This window comes from Bacillus sp. CR71 (genome assembly GCF_003429245.1).
Lineage (GTDB): Bacteria > Bacillota > Bacilli > Bacillales > Bacillaceae_G > Bacillus_A > Bacillus_A thuringiensis_S.
Window position 1 is genome coordinate 3,601,013 of the sequence record NZ_CP031748.1, and the last position, 11,283, is coordinate 3,612,295.

The window sequence follows — 11,283 nt, forward strand, 5'->3', positions numbered from 1 at the left end:
ATATTGACACATTTGCAACCCCGTTACGTATTAAATTAAAGTATTAATTTAATTAAGGAGACATATTAAAATGCAACGACACAAAAGTATTTATCTATTAATTATTTTATGCACGGTATTATGTATAATAACTCTAGTCCATAAAGGTGAAAATAATAGCGTTAAAAATACAACATATGAGATGGATAAACTTGTTAAAATTGATGAAAAAAAACTATCTTCTAAAGAGAATAATCCTTTAGAAGTCCCTTTGATTTTACAAAATCCAGAATTAGAACGTGGATGCGAAGTTACAAGTTTAGCAATGCTTTTAAATTTTAACGGTCTATCCGTTGATAAATTAGAGTTAGCTGAAAATATTAAATATGTACCTTTTCAAAACAATGGATTGATGGGAAATATGGACGAAGGATTTGTTGGAGATATGTATGACATAGATATGCCTGGTTTAGGTGTGCATATTAAGCCGATTTTAGAGTTAGCCAAATTATACATATCAGAGAATTGTATTATAGACTTAACCGGAAGTAATCCTGAGGATTTATATAAAGCAATTGATAAAGAACACCCTGTTTGGATTTTAACAAACGCGAGCTTTCGCAAACTACCTGATTATGAATTTCGTACTTGGAAAACAAATATGGGTGAGAGACAGGTTACATACCGTCAACATAGTGTTTTACTAACTGGATACACCGATCAATATGTATACATTAATGATCCATTAGATACGGAAAAAAATAAAAGAATTGATAAGAAGGATTTTGAAGAAGCATGGGTTCAATTAGGCAGACAAGCCCTAACTATCATTCCTTAAAAAAACACAGAGCTATAAGATTTGAGATAAACTTTAAATTACTAATTTCTCATTATATAATTATTATATAATAATCCCTAGTTTACACGAGAATCACTAACGTTATTTAATTATATATAAAATTAAAGGACACATCTATACCATTGGAGTGGTACCTAAGGTGTGTCCCTCGCATAAATCAAAAATATAAGATAAAATAATTTGAAATTTATTTTTTAAGTTTGATTATAAGGCATGTGATATTTTGCGGCTCAAAAAATTCATACCTTATCAATTAAACCGATTGGTAACACATATTCCCTTTTTCGTGTTTTACTCATATATAATGATTTTAAGAATTCATATAATTAAAATACTTACTAATTTGTAATAACTCCTCTTTTATATTCTGAGAAAGGGGTCTTTTGTCAGAAACTGATAAGTCTTCTAATAGCTAACTGATTTTTTATTATTATTTTCTTATTTCCAACAGAGGCCATGAGCCCTAAACTTTCAAACTTATTCAATTTACGACTAATAGTCTCTCTTGTTACCCCCGCATAATTTGCCAATTCCTCTCGTGTCAATGGCAAGTTAATAAGTATTCCATCCTCTGTACTTTTGCCATATTTATCACAAAACTCCAATAGTATATGAGCAATTCTAACTTCAGGATTGTTTGTCGCTAAATTTTGCACTAAATTCTCTATCTTAGCTAAACGTTTTGTGACAACTTTTAACAACTTTAATGCAATACTTGGATTTCGTTCCATTATATAATCCATATTTTCTTTTTTTAGCATACAGATATGAGTATCTTCTATAGCATACGCACTAAAATTACTTTTTTCATCATAATTAAATATATTTAATTCACAAAAGGATTCACCACTTGTTAGTATATGCAATATTTGCTCTTTCCCTTGAAGAGTTAATGTACATAGCTTTACTTGTCCACTATTAATAATAAATAATGTATCTGATTTATCTCCCTCAAGAATTAATGGCTGACCCTTTTTAAACTTCCTATGTTTTGTCATTGAAGCTATATTACTAATTTCCTCTTCGGAAAGGGTCTTAAAAATTAGTACTTTTCTTGGGCAAAGCTCTCTTGATTTTTTATGATTATCGTCCATATTTTCTCACCTTACTTTAAATATAGAATAAAAAATATACTGATATCCAAGATTATTATAGACATTTTTATCAAAAATTGCAGTGACCCAAATCACAACTATATGTTTATGTAGACAGTGATATACACTATCTACATAAACATATTTTGAATATGGCATAGAAAAAATAAGGCCCTGAGGAGAAAGGGTGGCGTCAGGGCCTTATAGAGTGTACCGAGAATGGCTGAATCGGTATAAGTATCTGCTACATAACTATTATAGGATTTTTCAAAGAATATTTCTGTGACCAGAATCACATTCAAAAATATAAAAAACAATGAGAATACTGTGCAGTATTCTCATTGTTTTTACCTTCTTATTCATCTATTGGTGCAAAATGATTTTTATCTTCTCCGCACACAGGACAAACCCAGTCCTCTGGTAAATCTTCGAAACTTGTTCCTGGTTCTATATCCTCATCTGGATCCCCTACCTCTGGGTTATAAATATATCCACATGGTAAACAAATGTATTTTTTCATGATTTCCTCTCCTTTTTGTACAGCTTTATATTTTTTCTTTTAACTTGCTCATTATTTCACTTATGTTTGTATTTAATAAATCTATTCCTTCTAACGATACATGCTTTTCAATCGCAGATTTGTAAGGAATAGATGCCGCAACTCCTTCTAATGAAATCACACCGACTATTTTATTATCCTTAATAAATAACCTTGTATACTTCTCCTTACCGTCTTCTTCAACAATTGTTGTATCACATTGCTCTTCATTAACAACTCCAATTGAAAATAAAGATACATTGAATGCGTTAAAAATAGTAGTTGGAATTTCTTTTTTATAAATAGCAGTTTTAGAGACCATATTACTACCTGCTACTCTTCCTTGTTCCAAGGCAGTCCCCCATAAGCCTTCAATTTCATTATTTACTTCTGCAACATCTCCCGCAGCGTATACGGAGTCTATATTTGTTCTCATCTCCTCATCCACAACAATTCCTCTATTTAATTTAATAGCCGTATCATGTACAAGTTTAGTGTTCGGAGTAACGCCAATTGAGTAAACAATACTATCACAATTAATTTGAGAATTGTCGTTCATCTTTATGCCAGTTACAGATTCTTTCCCGAGAATAGAATCAATAGAAGTATTTAAATACACCTTTACTCCTTCCTTTTCAATTTTTCGTTTCAAGAGAAGCGAAGATTTTGTATCTAATTGTCTTCTCATTAATAAAGGAGCTACTTCTACAATGGATACCTTTTTACCAGCTTTCAGAATAGACCATGCTGTTTCTAACCCTTGTACACCCCCACCAATGGTCACAACACTTTCTTTGTCCTCTAAATGACCTTTAAGCTCATCTGCTTCTTTCATGTCCCTAATAGTAAAAATATTTTTTTTATTAATTCCATTTATCTCTAATCTTCTATTATTCGCTCCTGTACAAATTAATAGTTTATGATAAGAAAATACCGCTTCATTGGATGTAACAATAAATTGCTCATCTGTATTAATTTTTACCACCTTTGTATTTATAAAAACTGATATGTGATTATCTTGATACCACTTTTTCTTTTTAATTAACACTTTTTCACTGTGTAAATCTGAATACAGATCCTTTGATAATTTAATTCTTTTATAAGGTAGTAATGGCTCTTCACCAAAAATAAATATATTTGATCCTTTATCATACTCTCTAATAGTTTTAGCGGCATTTACAGCAGCTACACCACTCCCAATAATAACAAAATTCTTTTCCATGTTTTCACCTCCATTTTTCTATTAAATAGAACTCAATAATAAATCTGTAACAAATGTTGTTGCATGTTGGATTTTCTTTACTTTCCCCTCATCTTTTGGAGAGAATCTAATCCGAATAGGAAATTCAACATGAGTCATACCTGTAGATTGGATAACTTTTGATGTGCTTTGTACATTCATATTTGTTTCATTGAGGTAATCTTGTATCACTTCAATTGCCTCTCCACTCCAACCATATGAACCGAATGAAGCTGCAATTTTCCCTTCTAGGTTCATTTCTGTCATTTCTTTTAAAATGTCTTCTAAATTACCAATCATATCTGCATATCTAGTTGAAGATCCTATAAAGACTGCATCTGCTTCTTGAATACTCTTTAAAACCTCTAATTTTTTTGATTTATCAACGTTAAATACTGATACATGAATATTATCTGCTTCTAAAGTTTCTTTAATAATATTTGCTACTTTTTTTGTATTATTTTTAATTGTTGTATATACAATTGTTACTTTCTTATCTTGATTCGTATCTCTACTCATATCCGCATATAATTTAATATACTTCTGTATATCATGACGTAAAATGTAGCCATGAGATGGTGCAATCATTTGTATATCCAAACCTTTTAGAGCTTCTATTAATGTTCTTACATATCTTCTATGTGGATGGATAATGGCATTATAATAGCCGATAAAGTCTTCTGTAATATCTACATTCGCTTTATCACTGAAAATCTCGTCATTTGCTATATGAGTACTAAAAATATCACAAGGAAATAAAATTTTATCCTCTACACAGTAGGTAATCATTGTTTCTTCCGTATGAAGATATGGCGTTTCTTTAAATTTTAATGTTTTTCCACCAATATCTAATGTATCACCGTCTTTTACTATTAAAAACTTTCGATTATGCAGCTTATACATCTCTTGTATTTCTGGTACTGCAATTTCTGTACATACAATCGTTGCATTAGTAGCTCTTGATGCTAATGCTGCCAATCCCCCTGAATGGTCGGGCTCTGTATGATTCACTACGATATACTGAATTTCTTGTGGATCAATTAATTTACTTAATGATTCTACAAATTCTCTTCCAAACTCTATATCAACTGTATCAATCACTGTTGGTTTTTCCGTTTTTAGCAAGTACGCGTTATAAGTTGTTCCTTTTGCTAAGATTAAACGATGAAATGGAACTTCTCTATTATCAACTTTTCCTACCCAATATATATCTTTAGTTAACTGAATTTCTTTGCACATATAACTCAATTCCTCCTCAATCAGATTCGATTTACCACTGAATTATATAAACTTTTTTATAATTAAAAGAGGACTAGAATCACATTTTAAAAAAATTAATAAAAAAACACCTGAGTAACAGCTTTCTACTCAGGTGTTTTTAAAATTTATTTTGTTGCTACAATTACTAATGCCGGACCATCAAGTGAATATATTTTTTTATCAAAATTAGCGTAAGTTTCTACTGACTCAAATCCACAATCTATTAATATGGGAAGTAATTGTTTTTTTGTAATTGGATATAACTCTATACTATTTGAGAATTCTTCACCACATGTATTTAATGTTACAGTAAATAGCACCTTTATTCTCTCTATTGCATAATCTCGTTTGAATGAGAAATGTTCTTTCTTAATTACTGGAAATATGAAATTTTTTTGATTTAATACTTTTTCATAGTTTACAATTTGAACTATGAACTTTCCATTTTTCTTAAGTTTTTTAAAAGAGCTTTGAATAAAATCAGTAATTTCCTGTACATTGTCTAAATGAACCAACGTATTTCCAATACAATAAATACCATCAAATATCCCAGGTACATCGTCTATTTGCTGCATTCTAAGTGTATTTACAAAAAGTCTTCCCCTATGGGTTTTAGCCTTCTCAGAAATTTTATCAGCCATTTTCTTCTCTGGTTCCATCGCAGTTACAATCATTCCTTTTTCAACTAATGCATTAGCCACATTCCCTGTTGCCGCACCTACATCAATTACGGAGTCCCCCTCTTGTAAATAAGAAGCAATAAAATTCACTTGTTTTTCATTTTCCGGAAAAATTTCATCATAATACGGCATTAATTTTTGGTAAAAAGTCATTATTTATACACTCCTTTCTACATACAGTATTGAAGAAAACATTAATACAATATTATATATAAATAAATTTATATATAAATATAATATAAACAATATAAATCATTATTAGTCTTTACGAGATAAAATATTTAAATACTATTATTGTTGTAATAAAAACGTAAATAGCATTTATACTCTCTAAAATCCCCACCTTTAAGATTGAAATATTCCTTCCATACAGTACTATAGACCGTATCAAACTTGGGATAAAAATAATGGTAATCGTTGGTGATAAAATAAGCGTAACAATCACAAGTAATAAATGGTACCACCATGACAGAATGCGATACGTTGGATTCTTTTTTTCACGTATCATTGTTTTTACATAAAACGTACTTCCTATAAAATATAAAAATGTTATAGTCGCTATTATCAATATATTTTTATCGACTGTTTTCATTGTGAAGTAATAACTTATAATGCCCCCTATACAAAACAAAAGAATTGCACATACATCATTTAATAAGGCTGGTTCATTTTTTTTGCTAGAAAAATAAATGTTTATACAAAAAAACGGGAGCATAATAATAGAAAAGTAAACTATACGCCATTCATAACTAAGAGCAATAGCTGTACATATACAAGCCTCACCAAAGTAAAGAAAAAAATAATATAAATAATACTTCTTTCGCGGCTGTTTTACATACATTAATAAGGGATATGTAGCTACATACACAAAAAACCACGCTAACAAAAGAGGTATATGATACCATGTCCATTTACCAGTTAAAATACCTAAAACAAATGGAATAAGCAGCATTCCCCAGGCTCCATGCTGCTTTGGAATAATTAACTTCATTCTTCCACACCTCACATTTAATTTTTTATCAAAATGTTACGTAAGAATGATAATAAGTAGCATATATATCATTAAATTTATAGATAAAAAACTTTACCAGTGAGAGAATCCCCCCACTGGTAATCATACTCCACCAATTTAGGGAATACCCATCCCAAATAGTAAAATATAATGAATTTCTCATACTCACTCTTCCCTTATAAGATAAACTATGTTTTTAAAAAATACTGTGAGTGAAATCACTGCATTCTATTTTTATACCTTTTATTTTATAGAATAAAACATTCTTCATTGTGTTTTTACTCTCTATTGATAACCTCACTCTTTGAACCTAAAACAAAAGAATTTTTATCTATAAATAATTGAATCATTCTATATCTTTTCATTTTTTATGAGCAAGGTAATACGATAAACTTCTAGATTTAGTCTCTTCTAAACAGAAAAGATTACATACTCCATTTATTAGTACCATTGCAGAAACGAACTGTATATAGTATTATTTATCGATGTTAGATACTATATATTGAGCAGGAGTGAATTTTATGAACAACTCAGACAATGTAAAACAGCAAAAAAATACTTTATGGACAACTTTTGATAAAATTATAAACAGTAACGATCAAGACTTAATGCAAGAAAATGCAAATGTTGATGGTCGATCTCCAATGGGAATGATGGGAACATTTGCATCAGAGAGCGCAAAACTTTATGTAAGGGAACATTTGCTTTCTAAACAAGTAAAACAAGCTATTAATCAAAATATTTTATACCCACACGATTTAGATTTTTATGCAACAGGAACAACCACTTGTTCACAAATTCCTTTAGCACAATTGCTGAAAAAAGGGTTCCACACTGGACATGGCCATATGAGACAACCACAAGATATTAAAAGTGCATTAGCACTCTCGTCTATTATTCTTCAAGCTAATCAAAATATGCAGCATGGTGGGCAATCTCTTGCCATGTTTGATATAGATTTAGCACCATATGTGAGGAAAACATTTGAAAAAAATAAGAAAAAGTTAAAAGACTATCCGCTAACAAAGGAACAAATCGAAGTGTTTGCATGGAAAGAAACAGAAAACGATACATATCAAGCATGTGAAGCATTTATTCATAATTCCAATAGTATGCATAGCCGTGGTGGTGGACAAGTTCCGTTTATTTCAATTAATTACGGAACAGATACATCAAAGGAAGGAAGGCTATTAATTAAACAATTACTACAGGCAACACAAGCGGGATTAGGAAAAAGTGAAACTCCTATTTTCCCCATTCAAATTTTCAAGTTAAAAAAAGGTGTGAATTTTGAAGAAAAAGATCCAAATTATGATTTATTTGAACTTGCATTAGAAACAACAGCAAAGCGATTGTTCCCTAACTTTTCATTTTTAGATGCGCCATTTAATGCAGCGTATTATAATGGGCACCCAGAAAGTGAAGTATGTTATATGGGTTGTCGTACTCGTGTGATGTCTAATATTCATGGTGAGGAGACAGCAATTGGCAGGGGAAATCTATCATTTACCTCTATTAATCTAGTAAAATTGGCTTTAATAAATGATTCAAAAGAGGGATTTTTCGAATCGTTAAATCATTATATCAAACTTGGCATTCGTCAATTGCTAGAAAGATATTCATATCAATGCACAAAAAAGGCAAGAGACTTTCAATTCCTATATTCACAAGGGATTTGGCGCAATGGAGAAAAACTACAACCGGAAGACTCAGTTACTGAGATTTTAAAGCAAGGAACATTGAGCCTTGGTTTTATTGGACTTGCGGAATGCTTGGTTGCCTTAACAGGAAAACACCATGGGGAAGATAAAGATTCATGGCAACTTGGAAAAGAAATTGTTACCTTTATGAGAAATAAGATGGACCAAGCAACAGAAGAACATTGCTTGAATTTCACTTTAATTGCAACTCCTGCCGAGGGACTATCAGGGAAGTTTATCAAAAAGGATCGTGCTGAGTTTGGAACTATTACAGGTGTAACCGATCATGATTACTATACAAATTCATTTCATATTCCAGTTTATTATCCTATTCAAGCAATTAATAAAATACGTTTAGAAGGACCGTTTCATGCTCTTTGTAACGGTGGTCATATTACGTATATTGAACTAGATGGGGCGGCAGCGCATAATCAAATGGCTTTAAAACAAATTGTTCAAGCAATGGCACAGTATAAAGTAGGATATGGTTCAATTAATCACCCAGTGGATCGTTGTAAATGTTGTGACTATAATGGAGTGATTGAAAATGAGTGCCCTAGCTGTGGAAATATAGAAGATCATCATATTGAAAGAATTCGCCGTATTACTGGATATCTTGTAGGGGACATGTCAAAATGGAACAATGCAAAGCGTAGTGAAGAAGCAGATCGTGTGAAACATAAATGAAGGTAATGAATATTATTCATGATAGTGTAGTAGATGGTGAAGGATTACGGACAGTTGTGTTTTTTGCTGGTTGTCCGCATCATTGTTTAGGTTGCCATAACCCCAAATCATGGAATCTTTATAATGGTACCGAGATGAGTGTGAAAGAAATTATAAAAGAAATTTCCACAAATCCTCTAACTGATGTAACATTTTCAGGTGGTGACCCATTTTTTCAAGCTATCGAGGTCAAAGAAGTTGCAAAGGCTGTAAAAAGTTTAAACAAAAATCTTTGGATTTACACTGGCTATACACTAGAAGAGATACAAAACTCACAAAACAAAGATATGATTGAGCTGTTACATTATGGAGATGTTTTAGTTGATGGAAGATTTGAAATCCAAAAAAGAGATTTGACTCTTCCATTTCGCGGAAGCTCAAATCAACGTATTATACGCCTAAAATAAGTATAATTCCCTTGCTTTTTTTCAATTATTAGTCATCACTAACCCAGTATTTATGAGCGGAAAGTATCTGCTCATAAATACTGGAAATATACAATAAAAAAATTTATAAAACAGGTTAAAAAAAGAGACATGCTCAATTCTTACACTTTTTCCGCAATGCTTTTGGAACATATATACAAAAAGGTTCGCTTTCCATGTAATCCCCCGTCATCGCAAATGCCCTAGAACGAGATCCCCCACAAACATATCGAAACTCACAAACACCGCATTTTCCTTTATAATTGTCTGGATTACGAAGACTTTGAAAAACAGGAGAGTTTCGATAAATTTCAGCTATCGGTGTTGATTTAATATTCCCGGTTTTAATTGGCAATAGCCCACTTGGGTATACATCTCCAATATGAGAAATAAATACAACTCCATTTCCATCATTTACTCCTTTTGGAGCGCGTCCAAATTCATTAACTCCGTCCGTCATCCCTTCCATCAGTACGTCTCTATATTGAATAATTTGATCTATCTTTTTAATTCCCTTCATTTTTTCTTGAAGAACAATGCGTCTATAGTGCTGAGCAGCTGTGGTTTTTATATCAAAAGAAACAGTTTTACTAAGCTGATATAGCCAGCGGAACACTCTTTCATGTTGAATTGGTGAAATCATATCTTTCTCTTTACCACGTCCTGTTGGGACTAAGAAAAATACACTCCACAACACACAACCTAATGCTTCTACTAAATTTGCCATATCTTTAAGTACACTCAAATTATAATTAGAAACAACTGTATTAATTTGAATAGGGATTTTTAATTCATTTAAATGATGAATTGCATCCATTGTTAATTTAAATGACCCCTCTGTTCCTCTAAAATGATCGTGTACTTCAGCTGTTGGTCCATCTATACTAAATGCCCATCTAGCAATCCCAACATCTTTTGCTTTTTTAATCGCTTCTTTAGTAACCTTTGGAGTAGCACTGGGTGTCATGGAAACCCGAATACCTTTCTTCACCGCGTATTCAGCAATATCATATATATCCGAACGCATTAATGGATCCCCACCAGTAAAAATCAGCATCGGATTATCCATTTCATATATATCATCAATTAGTTTTTTTCCTTCTTCTAATGTTAACTCAAAAGGATCGCGATAATGCTGAGCTTCAGCACGACAATGTAGACATTTTAATTCACATGCTCTTGTTAACTCCCATATTACAATAAATGGGTTTTTGTTATAATCACGATTTATCAAAAAGAAAGCCTCCCATCAACTTACATACTATATTGTAAAATTATATGTGCATTTATGTTGTGAGATTTATCACGCATAAGATTCTTGGTAATAAAAAAACCTCACCAAAATAGATGAAATGGAGATAAGAAAGCGCTCACCTATAAATAGGAGAGCGCTTTTCATTTAAAATATATCTTAAATATATATATTTTATTTCTTTTTTATATAAATTTTATTTATTTATTATTTCTATTAGATTTCATCAAATCATCTAGTAATAAATCTAATTCTCTACTATAACAAAGCACCTTTTCATGAGTGAATCCATACTGCTTAACAAGCGATATTAATTCCTCTTTTTTTTCAATTACTTGATTTAACTTCTTATAATTAGACATAGCTTTTGTACACTCCCATCTTACCTACATACAGGTCATCTAGGCAGCATTTTTGTTAGATGTTCTATTTAAAACAATGCTGTTTATAATATATATTTCCCCTTAACTCCCATATACAATATATTTACAAATATCAAATACAAAATCTATGAACTT

At 31.3% G+C, this 11,283-nt stretch carries 11 protein-coding genes; 3 read left to right on the forward strand and 8 right to left on the reverse strand.

Annotated features, from left to right (window positions below; translation table 11 throughout):
- Positions 1–70 precede the first annotated feature (70 nt).
- Positions 71–817 (forward strand): C39 family peptidase, encoded by a 747-nt coding sequence (locus DOS87_RS18065; RefSeq protein WP_097947143.1) that lies wholly within the window; start codon positions 71–73, stop codon positions 815–817.
- A gap of 407 nt (positions 818–1,224) precedes the next feature.
- Here DOS87_RS18065 and DOS87_RS18070 read toward each other — a convergent pair whose 3' ends face one another.
- The 6 genes from DOS87_RS18070 to DOS87_RS18095 form a co-directional block, all read right to left on the reverse strand.
- Complete coding sequence (locus DOS87_RS18070) at positions 1,225–1,932, reverse strand: Crp/Fnr family transcriptional regulator (RefSeq protein ID WP_000342564.1); 708 nt, start codon at positions 1,930–1,932, stop codon at positions 1,225–1,227.
- A gap of 355 nt (positions 1,933–2,287) precedes the next feature.
- Positions 2,288–2,452, reverse strand: a complete 165-nt coding sequence (rd, locus tag DOS87_RS18075) for a rubredoxin (RefSeq protein WP_000759866.1) — start codon at positions 2,450–2,452, stop codon at positions 2,288–2,290.
- A gap of 25 nt (positions 2,453–2,477) precedes the next feature.
- Positions 2,478–3,692 (reverse strand): NAD(P)/FAD-dependent oxidoreductase, encoded by a 1,215-nt coding sequence (locus DOS87_RS18080; RefSeq protein ID WP_000414246.1) that lies wholly within the window; start codon positions 3,690–3,692, stop codon positions 2,478–2,480.
- Between the two features lie 21 nt (positions 3,693–3,713).
- Positions 3,714–4,949, reverse strand: a complete 1,236-nt coding sequence (locus DOS87_RS18085; RefSeq protein ID WP_097925528.1) for an FprA family A-type flavoprotein — start codon at positions 4,947–4,949, stop codon at positions 3,714–3,716.
- Positions 4,950–5,095: 146 nt separating this feature from the next.
- Positions 5,096–5,803: a class I SAM-dependent methyltransferase gene (locus DOS87_RS18090; RefSeq protein WP_098236251.1), complete on the reverse strand. Its 708-nt coding sequence runs from the start codon at positions 5,801–5,803 to the stop codon at positions 5,096–5,098.
- Between the two features lie 112 nt (positions 5,804–5,915).
- The gene (locus DOS87_RS18095) at positions 5,916–6,641 is read right to left on the reverse strand and encodes a YwiC-like family protein (RefSeq protein WP_208730096.1); all 726 of its coding nucleotides are present in this window, start codon (positions 6,639–6,641) and stop codon (positions 5,916–5,918) included.
- Between the two features lie 542 nt (positions 6,642–7,183).
- Between DOS87_RS18095 and DOS87_RS18100 the strand changes: the two genes are divergently transcribed.
- Positions 7,184–9,049 (forward strand): anaerobic ribonucleoside triphosphate reductase, encoded by a 1,866-nt coding sequence (locus DOS87_RS18100; protein ID WP_098236250.1) that lies wholly within the window; start codon positions 7,184–7,186, stop codon positions 9,047–9,049.
- The gene (nrdG, locus tag DOS87_RS18105) at positions 9,046–9,495 is read left to right on the forward strand and encodes an anaerobic ribonucleoside-triphosphate reductase activating protein (RefSeq protein ID WP_000867052.1); all 450 of its coding nucleotides are present in this window, start codon (positions 9,046–9,048) and stop codon (positions 9,493–9,495) included. Before DOS87_RS18100 ends, nrdG begins: the two co-directional genes overlap by 4 nt.
- A gap of 133 nt (positions 9,496–9,628) precedes the next feature.
- Here nrdG and DOS87_RS18110 read toward each other — a convergent pair whose 3' ends face one another.
- Entirely contained in the window at positions 9,629–10,747 is a 1,119-nt protein-coding gene (locus DOS87_RS18110) for a TIGR04053 family radical SAM/SPASM domain-containing protein (RefSeq protein WP_141541150.1), read from the reverse strand.
- Between the two features lie 218 nt (positions 10,748–10,965).
- Positions 10,966–11,127, reverse strand: coding sequence for a Spo0E family sporulation regulatory protein-aspartic acid phosphatase (locus DOS87_RS18115; RefSeq protein ID WP_002090341.1), 162 nt, complete (start codon positions 11,125–11,127; stop codon positions 10,966–10,968).
- Positions 11,128–11,283: the final 156 nt, after the last annotated feature.

What these genes read in the sequence shown, in the direction of transcription:
- DOS87_RS18065 (WP_097947143.1), top strand. Translation starts at nt 71, where the DNA reads ATGCAACGACACAAAAGTATTTATCTATTAATTATTTTATGCACGGTA.
- DOS87_RS18070 (WP_000342564.1), bottom strand. Translation starts at nt 1,932, where the DNA reads ATGGACGATAATCATAAAAAATCAAGAGAGCTTTGCCCAAGAAAAGTA.
- rd (WP_000759866.1), bottom strand. Translation starts at nt 2,452, where the DNA reads ATGAAAAAATACATTTGTTTACCATGTGGATATATTTATAACCCAGAG.
- DOS87_RS18080 (WP_000414246.1), bottom strand. Translation starts at nt 3,692, where the DNA reads ATGGAAAAGAATTTTGTTATTATTGGGAGTGGTGTAGCTGCTGTAAAT.
- DOS87_RS18085 (WP_097925528.1), bottom strand. Translation starts at nt 4,949, where the DNA reads ATGTGCAAAGAAATTCAGTTAACTAAAGATATATATTGGGTAGGAAAA.
- DOS87_RS18090 (WP_098236251.1), bottom strand. Translation starts at nt 5,803, where the DNA reads ATGACTTTTTACCAAAAATTAATGCCGTATTATGATGAAATTTTTCCG.
- DOS87_RS18095 (WP_208730096.1), bottom strand. Translation starts at nt 6,641, where the DNA reads ATGAAGTTAATTATTCCAAAGCAGCATGGAGCCTGGGGAATGCTGCTT.
- DOS87_RS18100 (WP_098236250.1), top strand. Translation starts at nt 7,184, where the DNA reads ATGAACAACTCAGACAATGTAAAACAGCAAAAAAATACTTTATGGACA.
- nrdG (WP_000867052.1), top strand. Translation starts at nt 9,046, where the DNA reads ATGAAGGTAATGAATATTATTCATGATAGTGTAGTAGATGGTGAAGGA.
- DOS87_RS18115 (WP_002090341.1), bottom strand. Translation starts at nt 11,127, where the DNA reads ATGTCTAATTATAAGAAGTTAAATCAAGTAATTGAAAAAAAAGAGGAA.